The 21,580-nt window shown below is 72.5% G+C and carries 20 protein-coding genes, 1 tRNA gene, 2 pseudogenes and 2 riboswitches; of the genes and pseudogenes, 13 read left to right on the top strand and 10 right to left on the bottom strand.

Translation table 11 applies throughout. The features are described 5' to 3' along the window. Positions 1-89: 89 nt before the first annotated feature. Positions 90-305 (bottom strand): annotated as a pseudogene (locus tag ACFYZR_RS24090) (phosphatase PAP2 family protein); the annotation flags it as partial. Here ACFYZR_RS24090 and ACFYZR_RS24085 point away from each other — a divergent pair. Next, positions 262-522, top strand: a complete 261-nt coding sequence (locus ACFYZR_RS24085; RefSeq protein WP_391913793.1) for a hypothetical protein — start codon at positions 262-264, stop codon at positions 520-522. The pseudogene ACFYZR_RS24090 and the gene ACFYZR_RS24085 overlap by 44 nt on opposite strands. A gap of 245 nt (positions 523-767) precedes the next feature. Here the strand turns inward: ACFYZR_RS24085 and ACFYZR_RS24080 are convergent, their stop codons facing one another. Then, positions 768-1,979, bottom strand: coding sequence for an FAD-dependent oxidoreductase (locus ACFYZR_RS24080; RefSeq protein WP_391913542.1), 1,212 nt, complete (start codon positions 1,977-1,979; stop codon positions 768-770). Positions 1,980-2,133: 154 nt separating this feature from the next. On the opposite strand from ACFYZR_RS24080, the gene ACFYZR_RS24075 reads away from it, so the two are divergent. Beyond that, the gene (locus ACFYZR_RS24075) at positions 2,134-2,676 is read left to right on the top strand and encodes a TetR/AcrR family transcriptional regulator C-terminal domain-containing protein (protein ID WP_391913540.1); all 543 of its coding nucleotides are present in this window, start codon (positions 2,134-2,136) and stop codon (positions 2,674-2,676) included. Between the two features lie 17 nt (positions 2,677-2,693). Here the strand turns inward: ACFYZR_RS24075 and ACFYZR_RS24070 are convergent, their stop codons facing one another. Further along, positions 2,694-4,064 (bottom strand): MFS transporter, encoded by a 1,371-nt coding sequence (locus tag ACFYZR_RS24070; protein WP_391913781.1) that lies wholly within the window; start codon positions 4,062-4,064, stop codon positions 2,694-2,696. A gap of 50 nt (positions 4,065-4,114) precedes the next feature. Further along, positions 4,115-4,765 (bottom strand): TetR/AcrR family transcriptional regulator, encoded by a 651-nt coding sequence (locus ACFYZR_RS24065; RefSeq protein WP_391913538.1) that lies wholly within the window; start codon positions 4,763-4,765, stop codon positions 4,115-4,117. A 116-nt stretch (positions 4,766-4,881) separates the two neighbouring features. On the opposite strand from ACFYZR_RS24065, the gene ACFYZR_RS24060 reads away from it, so the two are divergent. Then, positions 4,882-5,316: an SRPBCC family protein gene (locus ACFYZR_RS24060; RefSeq protein WP_391913536.1), complete on the top strand. Its 435-nt coding sequence runs from the start codon at positions 4,882-4,884 to the stop codon at positions 5,314-5,316. A 70-nt stretch (positions 5,317-5,386) separates the two neighbouring features. Here the strand turns inward: ACFYZR_RS24060 and ACFYZR_RS24055 are convergent, their stop codons facing one another. Continuing rightward, positions 5,387-6,292 carry a hypothetical protein gene (locus ACFYZR_RS24055; protein WP_391913534.1) on the bottom strand — a complete coding sequence of 302 codons (906 nt, stop codon included), beginning with the start codon at positions 6,290-6,292 and terminating at the stop codon, positions 5,387-5,389. A 43-nt stretch (positions 6,293-6,335) separates the two neighbouring features. Then, on the bottom strand, positions 6,336-6,518 hold the full coding sequence (locus ACFYZR_RS24050; RefSeq protein WP_391913532.1) for a CsbD family protein: 183 nt from the start codon (positions 6,516-6,518) through the stop codon (positions 6,336-6,338). A 157-nt stretch (positions 6,519-6,675) separates the two neighbouring features. On the opposite strand from ACFYZR_RS24050, the pseudogene ACFYZR_RS24045 reads away from it, so the two are divergent. The 3 genes and pseudogenes from ACFYZR_RS24045 to ACFYZR_RS24035 all read left to right on the top strand — a co-directional run. After that, positions 6,676-7,194: pseudogene (locus tag ACFYZR_RS24045) on the top strand (phosphatase PAP2 family protein); the annotation flags it as partial. A 101-nt stretch (positions 7,195-7,295) separates the two neighbouring features. Beyond that, positions 7,296-7,383, top strand: a tRNA-Leu gene (locus ACFYZR_RS24040). A gap of 710 nt (positions 7,384-8,093) precedes the next feature. After that, positions 8,094-8,651, top strand: a complete 558-nt coding sequence (locus ACFYZR_RS24035) for a hypothetical protein (RefSeq protein WP_391913530.1) — start codon at positions 8,094-8,096, stop codon at positions 8,649-8,651. A 431-nt stretch (positions 8,652-9,082) separates the two neighbouring features. Here the strand turns inward: ACFYZR_RS24035 and ACFYZR_RS24030 are convergent, their stop codons facing one another. The 4 genes from ACFYZR_RS24030 to metE all read right to left on the bottom strand — a co-directional run bounded on the left by ACFYZR_RS24030 (position 9,083) and on the right by metE (position 14,080). Then, on the bottom strand, positions 9,083-9,808 hold the full coding sequence (locus tag ACFYZR_RS24030) for a uridine kinase (protein WP_391913528.1): 726 nt from the start codon (positions 9,806-9,808) through the stop codon (positions 9,083-9,085). 612 nt (positions 9,809-10,420) lie between these two features. Next, positions 10,421-10,672 carry a hypothetical protein gene (locus tag ACFYZR_RS24025; protein WP_391913526.1) on the bottom strand — a complete coding sequence of 84 codons (252 nt, stop codon included), beginning with the start codon at positions 10,670-10,672 and terminating at the stop codon, positions 10,421-10,423. Positions 10,673-10,875: 203 nt separating this feature from the next. Beyond that, on the bottom strand, positions 10,876-11,661 hold the full coding sequence (locus ACFYZR_RS24020) for an aminotransferase class IV family protein (RefSeq protein ID WP_391913524.1): 786 nt from the start codon (positions 11,659-11,661) through the stop codon (positions 10,876-10,878). A 76-nt stretch (positions 11,662-11,737) separates the two neighbouring features. Next, complete coding sequence (gene metE, locus ACFYZR_RS24015) at positions 11,738-14,080, bottom strand: 5-methyltetrahydropteroyltriglutamate--homocysteine S-methyltransferase (RefSeq protein WP_391913522.1); 2,343 nt, start codon at positions 14,078-14,080, stop codon at positions 11,738-11,740. A 160-nt stretch (positions 14,081-14,240) separates the two neighbouring features. Then, a riboswitch (cobalamin riboswitch) is annotated at positions 14,241-14,388 on the bottom strand. Between the two features lie 323 nt (positions 14,389-14,711). Beyond that, positions 14,712-14,798, top strand: a riboswitch (cobalamin riboswitch). A 62-nt stretch (positions 14,799-14,860) separates the two neighbouring features. Here metE and ACFYZR_RS24010 point away from each other — a divergent pair. The 7 genes from ACFYZR_RS24010 to ACFYZR_RS23980 all read left to right on the top strand — a co-directional run bounded on the left by ACFYZR_RS24010 (position 14,861) and on the right by ACFYZR_RS23980 (position 21,524). Then, complete coding sequence (locus ACFYZR_RS24010) at positions 14,861-15,100, top strand: CbtB-domain containing protein (RefSeq protein ID WP_358623380.1); 240 nt, start codon at positions 14,861-14,863, stop codon at positions 15,098-15,100. A 19-nt stretch (positions 15,101-15,119) separates the two neighbouring features. Next, positions 15,120-15,878 (top strand): CbtA family protein, encoded by a 759-nt coding sequence (locus ACFYZR_RS24005; protein ID WP_391913520.1) that lies wholly within the window; start codon positions 15,120-15,122, stop codon positions 15,876-15,878. Between the two features lie 226 nt (positions 15,879-16,104). Continuing rightward, positions 16,105-17,604 (top strand): CoA-acylating methylmalonate-semialdehyde dehydrogenase, encoded by a 1,500-nt coding sequence (locus tag ACFYZR_RS24000; RefSeq protein WP_391913518.1) that lies wholly within the window; start codon positions 16,105-16,107, stop codon positions 17,602-17,604. Between the two features lie 5 nt (positions 17,605-17,609). Next, positions 17,610-18,758: an acyl-CoA dehydrogenase family protein gene (locus ACFYZR_RS23995; protein WP_391913516.1), complete on the top strand. Its 1,149-nt coding sequence runs from the start codon at positions 17,610-17,612 to the stop codon at positions 18,756-18,758. After that, a complete protein-coding gene (locus tag ACFYZR_RS23990; RefSeq protein ID WP_391913514.1) occupies positions 18,755-19,804 on the top strand; it encodes an enoyl-CoA hydratase/isomerase family protein in 1,050 nt (349 codons plus the stop codon). The genes ACFYZR_RS23995 and ACFYZR_RS23990 overlap by 4 nt, the downstream gene beginning before the upstream one ends. Next, positions 19,804-20,727, top strand: a complete 924-nt coding sequence (gene mmsB / locus ACFYZR_RS23985) for a 3-hydroxyisobutyrate dehydrogenase (protein WP_391913512.1) — start codon at positions 19,804-19,806, stop codon at positions 20,725-20,727. Before ACFYZR_RS23990 ends, mmsB begins: the two co-directional genes overlap by 1 nt. Continuing rightward, complete coding sequence (locus tag ACFYZR_RS23980) at positions 20,727-21,524, top strand: enoyl-CoA hydratase (protein ID WP_391913510.1); 798 nt, start codon at positions 20,727-20,729, stop codon at positions 21,522-21,524. Before mmsB ends, ACFYZR_RS23980 begins: the two co-directional genes overlap by 1 nt. The last annotated feature ends 56 nt before the right edge of the window (positions 21,525-21,580 follow it).

The raw sequence follows: 21,580 nt of genomic DNA, 5'->3' as shown, positions 1-21,580 counted from the left end.
ACCGGCCCGACGGTGACCGGCAGCAGCGCGAGGAACAGGACGACCGCCGCCGACGCGCCGAGCACGGAGCCGGCCAGCACGTCGTGCGGGTAGTGCACACCGACGGCGACCCGCAGCAGCGCGCCGGCCGCGCCCAGCGGCAGGGCCACGGCGGCGAGCCGCGGCCGCGCCAGGGCCACGCCGACGGCGATCGCCACGGCGAGGGTGGAGTGGTTGCTGGGGAAGGACCAGTCCCCCACCTCGGGGCACGGATCGACGGCCGTGACCCCGCTCAGCGCCCGGCAGGGCCGCTCCTCGTCCACCATCGTCTTCAGGACCTCGCTGATCCCGTACGCCACGACGGTGGCGGCACCGGCCAGCACCACCGCGGCGACCGTCCGCGCGTCCCCGCGGCGCAGCCCCCGCCAGCCGGTCCACACGAGCAGCAGCCCGAGCACGACCAGCGTCCCCTCGGTGGCCAGGCCGAGCGCCGACCCCACCCAGCCCGGCGCGTCCGCCGCCGCCCCGGCGAGCGACCGGTAGGCCGAGACGGAGACCCCACCGGTGACCTCGACGGCCCCGCCCGGCCCGGGCGCTCCGCCCGGCGTCAGCCACCACAACACCCCGGCGGCCGCGACCGCGACTCCCACGGCGGCCGCCGGCCGCCGCCCCGGCCTGCCGTGGCTCGTTGACGTTCGTTCCCTGTTGCGCAGTTCCATGAGCCCGAAGCTACGGATTCCGGGCAGCCGTCACCCCTGCCGAACGGCATCGCCGACCCCTGACGATCGTCAGGGTTGCGATGGCGGCTGGGGGTGAGATACGCCCTTGGCGGCCGCGACGGCTGTCTGGGCCCCGCCGCTCGCCGTCCCGTCCGCCGGCGGGAGGAACGGGACGAGAGCGGCCAGGCTGTGTTCCACCGCCTCGGCGCCGTAGCGGAGCATCCGGCGCTCGTACGCGTCGACGGCGTCGGGCAGGGTGCGGCGGCCCGCGTGGGCGTCGAGGAGGAGGCTCCGCAGCAGGTCGGCGTCCCTCAGTGCCGTGTTCGCGCCGTTGCCGCCGCTGGGCGACGTGGCGTGGATGGCGTCCCCGAGCAGGGTCACCGGGCCCAGGGGCCATCTCGGGCCGGGTCGTACCACCCGGATCGACAGCAGGGTGCTGTTGTCGGGGTCGGCGGCCTCGACGACGGCCCGCAGCTCGGGGTGCCAGCCCTCCGTCCGGGCCAGTACGGTCTGTTGCGCCCCGTCGCGGCCGGGGGCCGGCTCCGGCGCGTGCCCCGGCGGCAGCAACATGGCCCAGCGGAGGTAGTCGGCGGTGGCGGGCAGCGAGAGCCCGGGCGCCAGCTCGGCCGCCGCCTCGCCCGGCGACCGGCGGAAGCGCATCAGGCCGAGCAGCATGCTCACGTCCTGGGCGACGACGCGCGTGCCGAAGCCGGGGACGAGACCGGCGAAGCGGTCGGTGAGCGGCGTACGGCCGATGACGAACCGGACGCCGGTGTCCTCGGGCCGGACGGACGGCGCCAGCCGGGCCCGTACCGCCGAGTTGATCCCGTCGGCGCCGACCAGCAGATCGGCCGTGTCACCGGTACCGTCCGCGAAGCGGGCGTCCACCCGGCCGTCGGACCGCACGTGATAGGCCGTCAACTCCTTGCCGAAGCGCAGGGCGTCGCCGAGCCCCGCGAGCAGGATGTGGCGCAGGACGTGCCGGTCGGCGGCGGTGACCCCCGCCGTCGGCTGCTCGCTCAGCGGACGCAGCCACGGGTCGACGGCCCGCGCGGGGCCCGTGAGGTCGCCCAGGGTCGCCTCCACCAAGGGGTGGAGCTCGCCGGGCAGACAGCCGCGCAGCGCGGCGAGCCCCTGTTCGGCGAGGCCGATCCGGAAGCCCTGGAAGCGGGCCGTGACGCCCGGGTCCCTCTCGTAGACCACCACGTCGACCCCCGCCCGCCGGAGCCCCTGCGCCAGGCACAGCCCTCCCAGTCCGGCGCCGATCACGATGACACGCATGTCTCCCCCTGCACGAGCACTGTTTTGAGCACTGCTTTGAGCACTACCTATTGAGCAGTGTTCAATTGAACGATGCTCAAGTTACTTGGTCGGTGTTCAAGTCGGCAAGGGGCACGGGCATCATGGGACGGCGAAGGAACATGGGAGGTTCGCGATGCCGTTGGACAGGTCCATCGTGCTGGAAGCCGCGCTGGCACAGCTCGACGAGGTGGGACTGGACGAGTTCTCCACCCGCAAACTGGCGGCCGCGCTGGGCGTCCGGGTCGGCGCCCTCTACTGGCACTACCCCAGCAAGCAGGCCCTGCTGGACGCGATCGCCGAACGCATCGCCGCCGACGCCACGGCCGTGCCGCTGCCCGACGGGGACTGGGCGGAGCGACTGGCGGCGATCGCCCGGGCGCACCGCGACGCCATGCTCGCGCACACCGACGGGGCGCGGGTCATCGCCTGCATGAGCGCGCCGGGCCCCATGGCGCACGCCTTCTTCGAACGCCTCGTCACGGTACTGCGGGAGGCGGGGCTGGACGCCGACACCGCGGCCTCCGCCGGTGACGTCCTGACCAGCTACGTCAACGGGTTCACCGTCGAGGAGCAGGCCCGCGGGCTCCGGCGGCAGAGCAGGGCCGAGCGCGACCAGCTCTTCGGCTTCGGCGTCGCCGTGGTGATCGGCGGGCTGCGCCCCGTGGTCGGCGACTGAACCGGCGGCGGCCGGGATCAGCCGGCGGCGTGCGGCGGGACGGGGCGGGGGTCGTGCTGGGCGGGGGTTCCCTTCCCGGGCGTCCCGCCGCGTGGGAGCAGGGCCGCCGGGAGCAGGCCGAGGGCGGTGACCCCGGCCAGGACCAGGAGCGTCGGGCCCATCCGTGGGGCGGCGCTGCCGCCGGCCTGCGGATGGAGGAGCATCATGCCCGCGGCGACGGCGATGCCGAAGGCCGGGCCGACGTTCATCGCGGTCTGCTTGAGGCCGCCGACGACCCCGGCGTAGCCGGGCGGGGCATCGCCGACGACCGTCCCGGTGGCGGTGACCATCACGGTCGCGAACCCCGCGCCGAGCACCGCGAAGGCGGCCCCGGCGACCGTCCACGGGCTATCCGCGCCGAGCCGGGAGAGCCCGGCGACGCCGAGGACGACGAGGAGCGACCCGGCGGTCGCGGTACGGCGCGGGCCGTGGCGGCGCAGGGCCGTACTCGCGACGGGCGCGCCGAGCACCATGAGGGCCGTCAGCGGAAGGACGCGCAGACCGCAGTCGAACGGGCCGTACCCGAGGACGTTCTGGAGGAAGAACGTCGTCACGAACAGCGCGCCGAACATGCCCGCCGTGGTCACCAGCAGCAGGGTCATCGACGCCGTCACCGGTACCGACCGGGCCACGGCGCGCGGCACGATCGGGCGCGCCGCGTGGCGTTCGTGCGCGACGAACGCCGTCGCGAGCCCGGCGACGGCCGTGAGGCCGAGGAGCGTGGGCGGGGCGAGCCAGCCGTGTTCCGGCACGCCGACGAGGGTGTGCACCAGGACCGCGAGTGCCGTCGTGAGCAGGGCGGCGCCGGGGAGGTCGAGCTGCCGGGAGCCGTCGCGGGGCGGCGCGGGAGCGCGGACGGCGAGGGTGACGGCGGCGCTCGCGAGGGCGATCGGCACGTTGATGACGAACACCGCGCGCCAGCCCAGCGGGCCGACGAGGGCGCCCCCGAGCACGGGCCCGGCCGCGGCCGCCACCCCGATCGCGCTCGTACGGAGGGCGACGGCGCGGCCGAGCCGCTCCTCCGGGTACGCCGACCTCAGCAGGGCGAGGGTCGCGGGCTGGAGGAGCGCCCCGAACACGCCCTGGACGGCGCGCAGTCCGATCACCCAGCCGATGCCGGGCGCGAGCGCGATGCCGGCCGAGGCGGCCGCGAAGCCGAGCAGTCCGACGCGGAGCATCAGCGGGTGCCCGTACCGGTCGCCGAGGCGTCCGGCGACGACGAGGAGCGCGGCGACGGCCAGTAGATAGCTCGTGCTCGTCCACTGGACCTGGGCGACGCCCGCGCCGAAGTCCCGTTGCAGGCTGGGCTGCGCGACGCTCAGTACCGTGCCGTCCAGCGCGACGATCATCGCGCCGGCCACGCTGACGAGCAGGACGAGACGGGCGCGTGCGGCCCCGGTCACGGGTTCACCGGGCCGAGGTGGGCGTCCAGGGCGGCGGTGACGAGCGCGTCGAGGGGGGTGGGGAGGCCTGGCCCGCCGCTTCCCGCCGCGGGGGCGCCGAGGACGAGGGGCAGGCTCTCCGACGTCCAGAGCTGGGCGATGCCGTGGAGGTTGGCCCAGAGGGCGGCGGCCGCGACGTCCGGCGGGGTGTCCTCGTCCGTACGGCAGTGGGCGACGAGTCCGGCGAAGAGGCCGAACATGGGGAGCGTCGACTCCCGGAGGCGGGAGCCGCCCCCGCCGGGCGCGTTCTTCTCGCTGTCCAGCAGGTCGTGCCGGAACATCAGCTCGAACATGCCGCGGCGCTCCAGCGCGTATCCGACGTACGTCCGCGCCAGCGCGTCGAGCCGGGCGCGGGGCGTCGCGCCTTCTCCCGTGTCCGTCGTGGCGGCGACGCGGGCCCCGAGGTCCGCGAAGCCGCGGCGGGCGATCGCGGAGAGGAGGGAGTGGTGCGTCGGGAAGTACCGGCGCGGGGCCCCGTGCGAGACACCGGCGCGGCGGGCGATCTCGCGCAGGCCCAGCGCGGCGGTGCCCTCGGTCAGCACCAGCTCCACCCCGGCGTCGATCAGCCGTTCCCGGAGGGAGGTATCGGGTTCCTGTGACGATGACATAGACACTGTCTACCACGATGAGTAGACAGTGTCTATTCGCCTTGGGTGGTGAGCGGTGGTGAGCGAGCCCGAGCCGTTCCCCGCATGGGCCGCGAGGATGTGACATACCTTCAGTGGTGAGATCCATTCTGATCAGCCACCGCTCCCGGCTGCCCGTCGACGAGGCGTGGCTGCGGCTCACGGACTGGGAGCGGCACGGGGCGCACGTCCCGTTCACCCACGTCGAGGTGACGACGCCACCGCCGACGGGCGTGGGGACGCGGTTCTCGGCCCGGACCGGGGTGGGCCCGGTGGCGTTCGAGGACGTCATGGAGGTCGTCCGCTGGCACCCGCCGGCCGGGGGCCGGCCCGGCCACTGCCGGCTGGAGAAACGCGGCTCCTTCGTCACCGGCTGGGCCGAGCTGGAGGCGGGCCCGTCCGGGTCCGGCTCCTGGATCGTCTGGCGCGAGGTGCTGCACATCGCGGGACTGCCGGCGGCGTTCGACTCGGTGACGGCCTTGTGCGGCCACTGGGTCTTCGGCCGGGTGGTCCGGCGGCTGATGGAGGCGTGAGGTGTGACGGCGGGGGGGGGAGGCACCGGGGACGGGCGGCCTGGCCCGGAAGGGGCCGGCGGGCCGCCCCTCACCGCAGGCGGTCGACCTCGGCGTCGGCGGCTTCCGCCGCCTCCCGGGCCGCGCGCCAGGCGCGTTCCGCCTCGCGGAGCCGGTCGCGGACCTCCCCCACCGTCTCCTCGGCGGCGCTCCGGCGGGCCCGGGCGGCGTCCAGTTCGGCGGTCAGCTCGGCGAGGTGCCGCCCGGCGGTGCGTTCGTCCCGTTCCGCCCGGTCGGCCGCCTCCCGGACGCGGGCCAGTGCCGTCTCGCAGGCGCGGACGTCGGCCGCGGCCTGCTCGGCCCGGCGCCGGGCGCGGTCGAGCTCCTCGCGCCGCCGCTCCCGCCGGCGCCGCTCGCGGGCCTCGGCCAGGTCGGCGACCTCGGCCCCCTCCACGCCACCGGACCCTCCCCCGGACTCCCGGCCGGGCGGGGCCGCCAGCCGGTCCGCCGGACCGGGGAGCATCCCGGGGAAGCCGGGCACACCGGCCAGGGGCCGGGACAGCCGGCCGGTGGCCCACTCCTCCGCCGCCCGTGGGTCCGCGAGGACGGCGTACAGGGTCTCCTCGACCTCGCGCGCCACGGCGTCACCGACCGGGTGCCCCGCCTCCTCCGCGAGACCGCGGGCCTCCCGGGACAGGGAGGCGACCAGGGCACGCTGCCGGTGGCCGAGCTCGCGCAACCGTCCGCCGTCCAGCGTCCGGTGGGCCTCGCGCAGCCCCTCGCCGAGGCGGACGAGGGCGCGGGCCTCGTCCGGCCGGTTCCGTACGAGGAGGTTGCACACCCAGGCCGCCAGCGTGGGGCGGCGCAGGGCCTTCAGACGGCGGGCCAGCTCCGGGTCGCCGTCGCGGACGGCCCGGGCGGCGAGCCGGTCGCGGGCGGCGGTGAACTCCTCCGGCCGCAGCAGGAAGAGTTCGCCGGCGGCGCTGTCGACGTCCATGGCCGGTCGTGTGGGGAACGCCTAGCGCGTGAGCGGGCGGCGGCTACTTGTGCTTCTTCCGGAAGCCCTGCCGCGCCTTCTCCATGACGTCGCGGAGGTCGCCCTTGGCACGCTCGTAGCGCCCCTGGGCCTCCATGCGCCGATCGCCGGTCATCCGGCCGGCGGTCTCCTTGATCAGGCCCTTCGTCTGCTCGGCCTTCGCCCTGACCCTGTCCTTGGCGCTCATCCGGAGCCCGCCTTTCGAAAGCGAGGTGCTGCGGTCGTCCCCGTGCACGAGTCTCCGGGGGCTCCGCCGCGGGCGCATGCCCCGTACGGCATACGGCTGAACCACCCCCTCCCGGACCCGGGAGCGTGCGCACCGCCGCAGCGGGTACCCGCCGGGCATGCGGAACACGGTGAGCGCATGGGACCGGGCCCTGTTCCAACAGGTCGCGACCCACCACTGGCCGGCGGGCGACCGGGTGCTGCCGAGGCTGTCGCGCGGCGCCGACCACGGGATCCTGTGGCTCGGCATGGCCGCCGGCGCGGCACTGCTGGGCGGCCCGCCAGCCCGCCGCGCCGCGCTACGGGGCGTGACGTCGCTGGCGGCCGCCTCGGCGACGGTGAACACACTCGGCAAACGGACGGTACGCCGCGGCCGTCCGGTGCTGGACGCGGTGCCCGTGGTCCGCCGGCTGTCCCGGCAGCCGTTCACCACGTCCTTCCCCTCGGGGCACGCCGCCTCGGCCGTCGCCTTCGCCACGGGCGTGGGCCTGGAGAACCCCGCCTGGGGCCTGGCCCTCGCCCCGCTCGCCTGGTCGGTGTGCTTCTCCCGCGTCTACACCGGTGTGCACTACCCCGGCGACGTCCTCGCCGGCGCCCTCCTCGGCGCGGGCGCCGCACTCGCGGTGCACGGCATCCTGCGCCCGGACCGCGACGACGACCGGGCGTGAAAGAGCACCCCGAAACCTTGGTATTCTTTTCCATGTCGCCACGGGGAACACCCGGCAGCGACAAACACCCGGTCCGGGTGGCGGAATGGCAGACGCGCTAGCTTGAGGTGCTAGTGCCCTTTATCGGGCGTGGGGGTTCAAGTCCCCCCTCGGACACCAGCTAAGACCCCAGTTCATCTGGGGTCTTTCTGCTTTCCCGGGTTTGGCGGCGCTTCGCGTGCCCCACCGCGTGGCCCACGGAATCGGGCACTTCCTGAACCGGTGGCGTGACCGACCACGAGACCGACCGGACGGGAACCTTGCCCGCCAGGCCCGGCAGGCTGCTCGAGCCGCCCGGAGCATGCCCCGCGAGGCTGGTCCGACGCGAGGCCGGAGCCGTCGTTTACTTCGGATCCGGCGGCGGCACACACGTCGGCATCGTCACCAGCCACACGGACGACACCATTTACACAGTCGAGGGCAACACCGACGACTCCGGCTCAGCCGAGGGCGATGGCGTCTACCGAAGGCACGTCCCCGAAAGTCGGGTTACATCTACGGCTACGGATACCCGGCCTATCCGGAGGGCATTGTCGTGGCTGATCCCGATTGGAAAGGCCGCGATGGTGTTGTCTTCTTCGGCCGTGAGGCCTCGGAGGACGACATCTCGGCCAGCGTCTCCCGCCCGAGCACTCCGCCCGGCTCCGGCCGCCAGGGTTGTCATTGATGGCCTCTCTTACGGTCCGGGAGCGAAGGGCGACCGCATCACGGCTCTTGACCGAAATGCTCGTCGCCGCAGGCTGCTCCGCACACAAGGAGGGTCCGGGCCCGGTGTGGACGCCTGCGGACACCGAGTCCATGCGGAAGTACCAGATCAAGCCACGACCGCTGTGCGCCGCAAGGCCCAGATCCTCAAGGTGAGGCGCGACCTCAACGTCATTCGGGTTCGCGGCGCCGTCGGGACACGCCTCGAGAAACTCGACGGCAAGATGGGCGACCTCCAGGCCGAGGCCATGGTCCTTGCCCGCGCCGGCCTCGAACGCCTCGGCCTCGAAGATCGGATTCGCCACGAGTTCACGTCCCACGAGATGCTCCCCGCCGTCGGCGCCGGTGTCCTCGCACTCGAATGCCGCCGCGACGACGGCCCCGTCGCCACACTCCTGGAACGCCTCAACGACCCCAAGACACAGACCGAAGCCACCGCCGAACGCGTGATGCTGCACGGCCTGCGCGGACACTGCAACAGCCCCATCGCCGGGCACTGCACCACCGAACCCGACGGACAACTCTCCCTCCGCGGCATGGTCTTCTCCCGCGACGGCAGCAAATTCGTCCACGCCCACATCTGGGGAGAGATCTTGAACGACCCCGGCACCCTCGGCGCCCGCGTCTCCGCCGAACTGCTCCGGCAAGGCGCCCGCGACATCATCGAAGGTATCCCTCACTGACAGGAAGGAGCGATGGACGATCGATATGAACGTAGAGCAAGCCCGTCAAGTGGAGGCCGCCCTAAGGCGACTTGGCGCCCCCGGCGTCATCGCGCCGAAAGATCCCAACGACCCCCAGGGGCCTTGGCGGGTGTACGGCCAAGTCGACCCCGAGCAGCGCGAGGACGTGACCGCTGACGCGCTGGCCGCTGTGGCAGCCAGGGTCCTGGAGCTCGAAGCAGAGCTCGCTCGACACGGCAGCGGCCCAACCCGCGGGTTCATCCTCTGACTCCGCAGGTGGCATAAGGTCCCGTCCACGATCCCGTGGACGGGACTTTCCCGAAAGCGGTGGCCATGGGGCCACGAAGCCCTGCGGGCTACTCCGCCTGTGTCTCCCCGTTGTCGGCGGCGTGTTCTGGGCCTGGACGTGTGGTGGGCGCACCTCGCCGACGTCACGGTGTTACGACCTGCGGACGCGCGAAGACCGAGTTGTCGATGACAACGTCCATCATCGGCAACGGGTCGACTTCCTGAAGATAGATACGCTCGGCGACCGGATACCTGTTGCGGTGGATCGACTCTGCTTCAGTTCCGGCCCAGTCCTGGTCACGCTCGGCGCCCCGCTGAACGGACAGTTCCGCATCCACCTGCAACCAGACACGGAAGTCCCAGTATTCATTGATCTCGGGGCGGAAGGCGAAGACACCATCCACAATCAGCACCGCGTCCGCCTCAAGTGGCGTCACTTCGGATGAGTGATCTCGTTGGGTCAGCGGGTCGATGCTGCACAGCGCACAGGTTGTCGCTCCCGATGACCGGCAGGGATCCAGCAGCAGACGCTTGACCGCCTCATAGTCATACGCGTTGCGGTAGTACCCCTCACCAGACTCCCGGTCATAGAGATGCCGGTCCCTCCACGGCTTCTTGAAGTCGTCGAGAGTCGCCCGGAGCACCGGCCGTCCCGCAGCACTGATCCACTCAGCCAGTTCATGTCCGAAGCTCGTCTTCCCAGCGGCGGTGAAGCCGTCGATCCCCACGAGCAGGCGCCCCTGACCGAGAGCCAGGATGCGCTTGGCGATCTCTTCAACCAGCATGCTGCGCTCGACGGAGGCCGCCGGAGGAGAGGGCTGCCGCCAGGACGAAGCCGAATGATGCACGTCCGCCTGTGGTGATCTCATGGAGGTGAACCTATCGGCTGCTTCAACGGCCAGGAAGATCGTCCATCAGCACTCAGAGCGCCGACCCTCCACGGCCGTCCTTCCAGGCCGGCAGACACGATGAAGTGAGACAGCCGTCGGCATCTGTTTGGCGCGGGCACGATGAGATGAGACACGGGTGTGGTCCCCTCTCACGTCAAAGCACATCCTCGCTGGTCAGAAGGCCTCGCGAAAGCAAGGCCCAATGAGACGGGACAGTTTGATCGGAACCACCTGTGACGGCGCGTTCGAATCCGAGCTCCCCAGAGCTTGCCCTGCCCGGCTTAGGACGTGTCTGGCCGGACGGGGCGTCGTTGATCCGGACACCAGGCCGCAATGATGAGCGGCCCATATGACAGGAGTGCAGCGATGCTCTTGCCCATTGTCGGTCAGCTCTTGGGCCTAGTCGTGGTCGGGCTCCACGCTCTCGTCGGAGGTGTGATCAGCAACCTGGCCGGCCTGCTCTGAGAGCGGCCTGCTTCCCATGGCGTCGGGCGGGGGAAGCCTCGGGGCGTCCCTTGGTCCGACGCCACCCTGCCCTGAAACGCCTCTAGGGGCTGTCCGATGAGTCACATCCGACCCACCGGACAGCCCCTAGGCCTTGCGGGCTCTTCTACGCCTCGCCTCGAGGTTCCTCACGGCCTGGAGGGCCATAGGGGACAGGGCTAGGACGGTGTCGTCACGGACCACGAGCCAGCCCTTCCGGCTGAGAGACTCGGCGGTCGGCCGGGCATCATGCCCTGCGTTCGAGGACAGTTCGTCGAGTGTGGGCGCGTTCCCGGCGTCCAGATGATCGACGATCACGAAGAGAAGGTTCTGCTCTTCGCCGGTGATGTTGAAGTCCACGCCTCCACTGTGCGAGCCCATTGGGGGCTCGGCATCTTGGTGGTGGATGGGGTGGCCGCGTGACCAGTAGCGCTCTGAAACGCCCTGAAACACGCAGGACAGCCCAGCAGCACCCGGGGGTCAAGTCCCCCCTCGGACACAAGGAAAACCCCCAGATTCTCTGGGGGGTTTCGTCTCCCGTCGTGGATGTCCGTCGTGGATCTCTAAAGGCGCTCGCCGGGAATACCCGCGAACGCGTCGCGCAGTGCCGCGAGCACCGGGTGGTCCTGGGGGAACCGCACGTCGTCGAGGGCGCTGACGGTGCGGACGCCGATGGACGTGTTCGTGGCGAACGCGGCGGCCATGGCGGGGACGTCGGCGAGCTGTACCGGGGCGGTGATCTGTTTCGGGGCGTCCAGGCTCTGGAGCAGCAGCATCGTCGTGCCGGGGAGGACGGGGGCGTCCGGCCAGACGACCGTGCCCTGCTGGTCGACGAAGCCGAGGTTCCAGGTGGCGCCCTCGGAGACTCGGCCGTCCGGTTCGGCGAATACGGCGTCGTCGAATCCGGCGAGCTGGGCGTCGCGGCGGAGCTTGAGCTGCGGGTGGAGTCCGACATGCTTCACCTCCGCGTTGTCGCGGGTGAAAGTGAAGGTCTTCGCTGTCAGTGGGGGTGGTGTCAGGGCGCCGGCGGGGCGCAGGTTCACCAGGATGTGGGGGTCCTTGGCGGCACCGGGGCGGCTCAGGTCGAGGGCGGGGTCGAAGACGGTGACGCGGATGCCGGCGATGCCGGTGATGCCGTCGGCCGCTTTGCGGATGTAGTCCAGCGTCCGGTCGCGGTCCAGTTCGACGCCGAACACGATGCGGCAGTCCCGCACCAGGCGGTCCAGGTGGAGCGACAGACCCCGGATCGTGCCGTTCTCCATCCGCATGGTCGTGAAGTGCCCGTAGTTCGTGAGGGCGAGGCTCTGGAGGTCGTCGAGGGTAACGGGCTTTCCGTTGAGTTCGGCCATGCGGGCAGTCTCTCAGCCGTCGAGGAGACGGGGTGCCCCCGGTTGATGACGACCCGGGGGCACCCCGTCCCGCGCCTTACGAGGAAGAGGAAGAGGACGAGGAAGAGTCCGGGAGTTCCTCCCGCAGCGTGCGCGCCGCCTTCACCAGGTGTTCCAGCGAGGCGCGGACCTCGGGCCAGGCGCGGGTCTTCAGGCCGCAGTCGGGGTTGACCCACAGCCGTTCGGCGGGGATGGCCGCGAGGCCCCGGCGCAGCAGGGCGGCCGCCTCGTCGGTGCCGGGGACGCGGGGCGAGTGGATGTCGTAGACGCCGGGGCCCACCTCGCGGGGGTAGCCGGCGCCCGCGAGTTCGCCCGCGACCTGCATATGGGAGCGTGCCGCCTCCAGGCTGATGACGTCGGCGTCGAGGTCGTCGATGGCCTGGAGGATGTCGCCGAACTCGGCGTAGCACATGTGGGTGTGGATCTGGGTGTCCGGGCGGACGCCGCCGGTGGTCAGGCGGAAGGCCTCGGTGGCCCAGGACAGATAGCCGGGGCGGGCGGCGGCGCGCAGGGGGAGGGTCTCGCGGAGGGCGGGTTCGTCGACCTGGATCACGGCGGTGCCCGCCGCCTCCAGGTCGGCGACCTCGTCGCGCAGGGCGAGCGCGACCTGGCGGGCGGTCTCGGCGCGGGGCTGGTCGTCGCGGACGAAGGACCAGGCGAGCATGGTGACGGGGCCGGTGAGCATGCCCTTGACGGGGCGTGCGGTGAGGGACTGGGCGTGGGTCGTCCAGCGCACGGTCATCGGCTCGGGCCGGGAGACGTCGCCGGCCAGGACCGGCGGGCGGACGTAGCGGGTGCCGTAGGACTGGACCCAGCCGTGCCGGGTGGCGAGGTAGCCGGTGAGGCGTTCGGCGAAGTACTGGACCATGTCGTTGCGTTCGGCCTCGCCGTGGACCAGGACGTCCAGGCCGGTCTTCTCCTGGAAGGCGACGACCTCGCGGATCTCGGCCTCGATGCGCCGCTCGTAGGCGTCGGTGTCGATGCGCCCGGCGCGCAGGTCGGCGCGGGCGGTACGCAGTTCGGTGGTCTGGGGGAAGGAACCGATGGTGGTCGTGGGCAGCGGGGGCAGGCCCAGCCGGGCGCGCTGGGCGGCCGTCCGCTCGGCGTAGGGCAGGGAGCGGCGGGCGTCGTCGCCGGTGACGGCGGCGGTGCGGGCGCGGACGGCCGGGTCGTGGGTGAGGGCGGAGCCGGCGCGGGAGGCCAGGTCGGCGCGGTTGGCGGTGAGTTCGGCGGCGATCGCGGCGGTGCCGTGGCCGAGGCCGCGGGCGAGGGTGACGATCTCGGTGGTCTTCTGGCGGGCGAAGGCGAGCCAGCGGGCGATCCGCGGGTCGATGTCGTGTTCGGCGGTGGCGTCGAGGGGGACGTGGAGGAGGGAGCTGGAGGCGGCGACGTCCACGCGGTCGGCGAGGCCGAGGAGGGTGGCGAGGGTGGCCAGCGACGCCGTCAGGTCGTTGATCCAGATGTTGCGGCCGTCGACGACGCCCGCGACGAGCCGTTTGCCGGGCAGTCCGCCGACGGCGGCGAGGTCGTCGAGGTTGGCGGCGGCGGGGCCGGTGAAGTCGAGGGCGAGGCCGTCGACGGGGGCCTTGGCCAGTACGGGCAGGGCCTCGCCGAGCCGGTCGAAGTAGGAGGCGACCAGCAGCTTCGGGCGGTCCGTGCGGCCGCCGAGGTCGCGGTAGGCGCGGGCGGCCGCGGTCAGTTCGGCCGGGGTGCGGTCCTGGACGAGGGCGGGCTCGTCCAGCTGGACCCACTCGGCCCCGGCGGCGCGCAGCGCGGTGAGTACGTCGGCGTAGACGGGCAGCAGCCGGTCCAGGAGGGTGAGCGGGTCGAAGCCGGCCGGGGCGCCGGGGGCGGGCTTGGCGAGCAGGAGGTAGGTGACCGGCCCGACGAGGACGGGGCGGGCGGCGAGGCCGAGGGCCAGGGCCTCGGCGAGTTCGCCGAGCTGTTTGGCGGGGTCGGCGGTGAAGACGGTGTCGGGGCCGAGCTCCGGGACGAGGTAGTGGTAGTTGGTGTCGAACCACTTGGTCATCTCCAGGGGCGCCACGTCCTGGGTGCCGCGTGCCATGGCGAAGTAGCCGTCCAGGGGGTCGGCGGCGAAGGCGGCGCGGTGGCGGGCGGGGATCGCGCCGACCATGACGCTGGTGTCGAGGACGTGGTCGTAGTACGAGAAGTCACCGGTGGGGACCTCGTGGAGGCCGGCGGCGTCGAGATCGCGCCATGTGGCGGCGCGCAGTGCGGCGGCGGTCCGGCGCAGGGCGTCGGCGGTGACGGCGCCCTTCCAGTAGCCTTCGACGGCCTTCTTCAGTTCCCGGTCCCGCCCTTGGCGGGGGTAGCCGTACAGGGTGGCCCGGGCTGCCGCGGCTGCGGACTTGCTGGTCACGGAACTCTCCTTCGCGAGCTCGTCTTCACAGGATCCTGGAAGGGCCGCGAGGGGTCGCGCCGGTGCGGGCGAGCCGACGGGTGCTCGTCCGTGCGCGCCGACCCGCCCTCGGGGTCACCGGGATCTCCGCGCGCGGTGCGTTCGCGCGCGGGCAGCGGGCAGGTCTTCGGACTCGCGGGCGCGTCCACCCGAGGGCGGACACCTAGTGGCCGTCGCTTCCCGGGCCCTGTCGGGCCCAGTGCGTATGACGGCGGTCGTTCCCGCTCACCGCTGCGGGGCAGTCCCGGATTCCCACCGGGTTCCCTCTTGCGACGCGTCTGCCTGGCGGGCAGGGCGAACCGGCTGCGTGGCCAGCGTAGGCACAGAAGTCGCCCGCCGAACAGCCCTGTTCACATACCGGTCACACTCGGGTGGCGAAGGAGGCGGAGCGGTCGGGGAGGCGGAGCGGTCAAGGAGGCGGAGCGGTCGGGGAACGGTCGCTAAGCGGGCGCGGGCCCGGCGCAGGCCCCGTGCGGGTCCAGCGCACGCTCCAGGGCGTGCGCGCCGGTCGTACGCCGGTACGCGTCCCCCCGCCCCATGGCGCAATGTTGGCCTGAACGGTACGGTCGCGTGGACATGACGACGGGGTGACGGAAGCCGGTGGGAATCCGGCACGGTCGCGCCACTGTGAATCCGGCCGAGCGCTCGTGGCAGCGCGGTGACGCCCGGGGAGTCAGACCCGCCTCCCGTCGTCCAGGAACCCCTAGTTCTGGGACGCGTGTTTCCCCAGGAGGTTTGATCATGGCCTATTCCGCCGCTCCCGTGTCCGGCGCTCCCACGTCCGGCTCGTCCGCCCGGCCGGAGATCGCGCCGATATCCCTCAAGGCGATCGCCCCGTGGGCGGTCTTCTTCGGCCTTCTCATGCTGATCCTGCTGTACTTCGTCGGCGCCGAGCAGGGCGCCACCTCGCTGCTGTCCGGCGAGGGCGTCCACGAGTGGGTCCACGACGGACGCCACCTGCTCGGCTTCCCGTGCCACTGACCCCCGGGGAGTCCGACTCGTGAATACCGTCTCCGTACGGTCGCTGCTGGTGCGCGGCATGCTCGCCGGGCTGGCGGCGGGGTGCCTCGCGTTGCTCGTGGCCTATCTGCTCGGTGAGCCGTCCGTGGACAAGGCCATCGGCTTCGAGGAGGCCCACAGCCACGACGACCACGGTGTGGAGCTGGTCAGCCGCACCCTCCAGTCCACCGCCGGGCTGGCGACCGGCGTCCTGGTCTACGGCGTCGCGCTCGGCGGCATCGCGGCGCTGGCCTTCTGCGTGGCCCTGGGCCGCATCGGCCGGATCGGCCCGCGCGCCACGGCGGCCCTGCTCTCGCTGGGCGGGCTGCTGGTGGTCTATGTGGTGCCGTTCCTCAAGTACCCGGCCAATCCGCCGTCCGTCGGCGACCCCGACACCATCGGCAAGCGCACCGCACTGTACTTCCTGATGATCGTGCTCAGCGTCCTGCTGGGCGTCGCCGCGATCTTCCTGGGCCGTGCGCTGGTCCCCCGGCTGGGCGGCTGGTGGGCCGGCGTCGTAGCGGTGGCGGCGTTCGCCCTGATGGCGGGGGTGGCGTACGCCGTCCTGCCCGTGGTCGACGAGGTGCCCGCGGACTTCCCGGCCACCGTGCTGTGGCGGTTCCGCCTCGCGGCCCTGGCCATCCAGTGCGCCCTGTGGGCGGGCTTCGGGCTGCTCTTCGGGCACCTGGCGGAACGGCTGCTCGTCCACCGGGCCGGGCCCGACCGCTCGGCCCAGGGGGCGGCCGAACCCGTCTCCTGACCGATTCCGCTTCCCCGTCCTTCTCTCATCCCTCACCCGTCCCCGGCGTGCGGGGCGGCCACCCGGCCGCCCCGCACGTTTTTTCGACTCTGGACTTAGTAGGACGTCCAACTATATGTTCGGGTGCACCACGAGGACGGACAGGACGGACCGCGCCCCACAAGGGCGCGCGCCCGCGGCCCCGCCGTGCCTGTCCCCGGATCTCACCTGATGAGAGCAGGCTTCCATGGTCCGTGAACTGACCCATTTCATCGGCGGAAAGCACACCCCGGGAACATCGGGGGTCTTCGGCGATGTGTACGACCCCAACACCGGCGAGATCCAGGCCCGGGTCCCCCTGGCGAACCGCGCGGAGACCGAGGCGGCCATCGCCGACGCGGTCCGCGCCCAGCGCGAGTGGGGTGAGTGGAACCCCCAGCGCCGGGCCCGGGTCCTGCTGCGCTTCCTCCAGCTGATCGAGGGCGAGAAGGACGCGCTGGCCCGGCTGCTGTCCGCCGAGCACGGCAAGACGATCGCCGACGCCCACGGCGACATCCAGCGCGGCCTGGAGGTCGTGGAGTTCGCCGCGGGCATTCCGCATCTGCTCAAGGGCGAGTTCACGGACAACGCCGGCACCGGCATCGACGTCCACTCCCTGCGCCGCCCGATCGGCGTCGCCGCCGGCATCACCCCGTTCAACTTCCCCGCGATGATCCCGCTGTGGAAGGCCGCCCCCGCGATCGCCTGCGGCAATTCCTTCATCCTCAAGCCCTCCGAGCGCGACCCGTCCGTACCGCTGCGGCTGGCGGAGCTGTTCCTGGAGGCGGGCCTTCCGGCGGGCGTCCTCAATGTCGTCAACGGCGACAAGGAGACCGTCACCACCCTCCTCGAGGACCCGCGCGTCGGCGCCGTCGGCTTCGTCGGCTCCACCCCGATCGCCGCGCACATCTACGCCACCGCCGCCGCCCACGGCAAGCGCGCCCAGTGTTTCGGCGGCGCCAAGAACCACATGATCGTGATGCCGGACGCCGACCTCGACCAGGCCGTCGACGCCCTCATCGGCGCCGGCTACGGCTCCGCCGGGGAGCGCTGCATGGCCATCTCCGTGGCCGTGCCCGTCGGCGAGGAGACCGCCGACGCGCTCGTCGCCAAGCTCAAGGAGCGCATCGGCACGCTGCGCATCGGCCGTTCCGACGACCCCGAGGCGGACTTCGGCCCGCTCGTCGGCCGGGACGCCGTCGACCGGGTGCGCGGCTATGTGGACCTGGGCGTCGAGGAGGGCGCGGAACTGGTCGTCGACGGCCGGGACTTCGTCCTGCCGGGCCACGAGAAAGGTTTCTTCGCCGGCGCCACCCTCTTCGACCGGGTCACCCCGGACATGCGGATCTACCAGGAGGAGATCTTCGGCCCCGTCCTGTCGGTGGTCCGCGCCGCCGACTACGACGAGGCCCTGCGGCTGCCCAGCGAGCACCCCTTCGGCAACGGCGTCGCCATCTTCACCCGCGACGGGGACACCGCCCGCGACTTCACCCGCCGCGTGGACACCGGCATGATCGGCGTCAACGTCCCGATCCCCGTGCCCGTCGCCTACCACACCTTCGGCGGCTGGAAGCGGTCCGGCTTCGGCGATCTCAACCAGCACGGCCCCGACGCCATCCGCTTCTACACCCGCACCAAGACCGTCACCTCGCGCTGGCCCTCGGGGGTCAAGGAGGGCGCGAGCTTCACGATCCCGACGATGGGCTGACCGCCATGACGACCCTCTTCCTCACCGAGGACCAGCGCGCCATAGCCGAGACCACCCTCGACTTCGCCCGCGAGCACCTCGCCCCGAACGCCGTCGACTGGGACCGCGACAAGCACTTCCCCGTCGACGTGCTCCGCAAGGGCGCCGATCTCGGCCTCGGCGGCGTCTACGTCCGCGAGGAGTCCGGCGGCTCCGGCCTCACCCGCGCCGACGGCGTCCTCGTCTTCGAGAGCCTGGCCACGGGCTGCCCCTCCGTCGCCGGCTACTTCTCCATCCACAACATGGTCGCCTGGATGATCGACCACTACGGCGACGACGCCCAGCGCGCCCGCTACCTGCCCGGCCTGTGCTCGATGGAGACCCTCGGCAGCTACTGCCTCACCGAGCCGGGCGCCGGCTCCGACGCCGCCGCGCTGACCACCCGCGCCGAACGCGACGGCGACGAGTACGTCCTCGACGGCGTCAAGCAGTTCATCTCCGGCGCGGGCTCGACCGACGTCTACATCGTCATGGCCCGCACCGGCGGCCCCGGGGCGCGCGGCGTCTCCGCCTTCCTCGTCCACCGCGACGACCCCGGCCTGTCCTTCGGCCCCAACGAGAAGAAGATGGGCTGGAACGCCCAGCCCACCCGCCAGGTGATCCTCGACGGCGTCCGGATCCCCGCCGACCGGCTGCTCGGTGGCGAGGGCGAGGGCTTCCGCATCGCCATGAGCGGGCTCAACGGCGGCCGGCTCGGCATCGCCGCCTGCTCCCTCGGCGGAGCCCAGAGCGCCCTCGACCGCAGCCTGGCCTACCTCGCCGACCGGGAGGCCTTCGGGGAGCCCCTCATCGACTCCCCGGCCCTGCGCTTCCGCCTCGCCGACATGGCCACCGAGCTGACCGCCGCCCGCGCCCTGGTCCGCCAGGCCGCCGAGGCGCTGGACCGCGGCGACGACCAGGCACCCCAGCTGTGCGCCATGGCGAAGCGTTTCGCCACCGACACCGGGTACGAGGTCGCCGACCAGGCGCTGCAGCTCCACGGCGGCTACGGCTACCTCAACGAGTACGGCGTCGAGAAGATCGTCCGCGATCTGCGGGTCCACCGGATCCTGGAGGGGACGAACGAGATCATGCGCCTCATCGTGGCCCGCGGCCTGACGGGGGCGGGCCGATGAGCGACGATTCCGTACTGTTCCGGGTCGAGGGCCGGGCCGCCCATATCGTCCTCAACCGTCCCAAGGCCCTCAACGCCCTCACCCACGCGATGGCCTCCCGGATCGACGAGGCCCTCACCGCCTGGGAGCACGACCCGGCCGTCGGGACCGTCGTGATCACCGGCGCGGGCGAGCGCGGGCTGTGCGCGGGCGGCGACATCCGCTCGATCCACGAGGACGCCCGCTCCGGCGGCACGGCCTCGGCGGACTTCTGGCGAGACGAGTACCGGCTCAACGCCCGGATCGCCCGTTACCCCAAGCCCTATGTGGCCGTCATGGACGGCATCGTCATGGGCGGCGGCGTCGGCGTCTCCGCCCACGGCGGCGTACGGATCGTCACCGAGCGCTCCCGGGTGGCCATGCCCGAGACCGGCATCGGCTTCGTCCCCGACGTCGGCGGCACCTATCTGCTGGCGAAGGCGCCCGGGGAGCTCGGCACCCATCTCGCCCTGACCGGCGAGGCGGTGGGCGCCGCCGACGCCCTGCTGTGCGGCCTCGCCGACCACTTCGTCCCCTCGGACCGGCTGCCCGCGCTCCTCGCGGAGCTCGCCGACGCGCCGGCCCACGAGGTCGTCGCCCGGCACACCGCCGAGGCGCCCGGGGGCGAACTGGCCGCTCACCGCGAGTGGATCGACGCCTGCTACGCCGCCGGCACCGTCGAGGAGATCGTCGAGCGGCTCCAGGGCTACGGCACCCCGGCCGCCAAACAGGCCGCCGAGACGATCCTCGCCAAGTCCCCCACCGCGCTCAAGGTCACCCTCGCCGCGCTGCGCGCCGTCCCGGGGCTCGGCCCGCTGGAGCGGGTGCTGGAGCAGGAGTACCGCGTCTCATGTGCGGCCCTGGCCGCGCCGGACCTGGTGGAGGGCATCCGCGCCCAGGTCATCGACAAGGACCGCAGCCCCCGCTGGTCCCCCGCCACGCTCGCCGAGGTGGGCGAGGCGGACGTCGCCCGGTTCTTCGCACCGCTGGGCGAGCGGGAACTCGCCCTTACCCAGGAGGTGTCGTGATGAGCAGCAGCACTCCCCTGACCGTCGGATTCGTCGGCCTCGGCCACATGGGCGGCCCGATGGCCGCCAACCTCGTCAAGGCCGGGCACCGGGTGCGCGGCTACGACCTGGTGGCCGAGTCCCTCAAGGCGGCCGTGACCGCCGGTGTCGAGGCCGCGGCCTCGGCGGCGGACGCCGCCGCCGGCGCGGACGTGGTGATCACCATGCTGCCCGCCGGACGGCACGTCCTCGCCCTCTACCGGGACGAGGGGCTCCTCGCCGCGGCCGCGCCCGGCACGCTCTTCATCGACTGCTCCACCATCGACGTCGCCGACGCCCGCGCCGCCCACGAGGCCGCGCTCGAGGCCGGCCACCTCGCCCTGGACGCGCCCGTCTCCGGCGGCGTGGCCGGTGCCGAGGCAGGCACGCTGACCTTCATGGCCGGTGGCGGCGAGGCCGAGTTCGCCCGGGCCGAACCGCTGCTCGCCGCCATGGGCAAGAAGACCGTGCACTGCGGCGGCCCGGGCGCCGGGCAGGCGGCGAAGATCTGCAACAACATGATCCTCGGCATCTCGATGATCGCGGTCAGTGAGGCCTTCGTCCTCGGCGAGAGCCTCGGCCTGTCCCACCAGGCCCTCTTCGACGTGGCCTCCACGGCGTCCGGCCAGTGCTGGTCGCTGACCAGCAACTGCCCGGTGCCCGGCCCGGTCCCGGCCAGCCCGGCCAACCGCGACTACCGGCCCGGCTTCGCGGCCCCCCTGATGGCCAAGGACCTCGGCCTCGCCGCCGACGCGCTCCGCGCGAGCGGGATCGACTCCGCCTTCGGGATCGAGGCGGCGAAGCGGTACGCGGAGTTCGCCGCGGGCGCCGGGGCGACGGAGGACTTCTCCGGGATCATCCGGACGATCCGGCAGCGCGACGAACGAAACGAGACGGCTTCCTGATGACCACCGCGTACGAGACGTACAAGACGTACGAGACCATCCTCGTCGAGCGCAAGGGCCGGGTCGCCCTTGTCACTCTCAACCGCCCCAAGGCCCTCAACGCCCTCAACCTCCAGGTGATGAACGAGGTCGTCGAGGCCACCGAAGCCCTCGACCGTGACCCGGACGTCGGCTGTATCGTCCTCACCGGCTCGGCGAAGGCGTTCGCCGCCGGTGCCGACATCAAGGAGATGCAGCCGCAGGGGTACATGGACATGTACCTCAACGACTGGTTCACCGCCTGGGACCGGCTCGGCGCCCTCCGCACCCCGACCGTCGCGGCCGTCTCCGGCTACGCGCTGGGCGGCGGCTGCGAACTCGCCATGCTCTGCGACATCCTGCTGGCCGCCGACACCGCCGTCTTCGGGCAGCCGGAGATCAAGCTCGGGGTGATCCCCGGCATCGGCGGCTCGCAGCGGCTGACCCGGGCCGTCGGCAAGGCCAAGGCGATGGAGCTGTGCCTGACCGGGCGCACCATGGACGCGACCGAGGCCGAGCGGGCGGGCCTGGTCTCCCGGATCGTCCCGGCGGACGAGCTCCTCGCGGAGGCGCTGTCCGTCGCCGAGACCGTCGCCGGGATGTCCGCGCCGGTCGCCATGATGGCGAAGGAGGCGGTCAACCGGGCGTTCGAGACGACGCTCGCGGAGGGCGTGCGGTTCGAACGGCGCGTCTTCCACGCGGTGTTCGCCGTCGCGGACCAGAAGGAAGGGATGGCGGCGTTCACGGAGAAGCGGAAGCCGGAGTTTCGGCACCGCTGACGTGCGGGGTTCGCCCCGCCAGGGGCGCGGGGAACTGCGCGATCAGCCCCCCCCCC

Source organism: Streptomyces sp. NPDC001678, from assembly GCF_042892945.1.
Taxonomy (GTDB): Bacteria; Actinomycetota; Actinomycetes; order Streptomycetales; family Streptomycetaceae; genus Streptomyces.
This window is presented reverse-complemented; position numbering and strand designations above follow the sequence as displayed.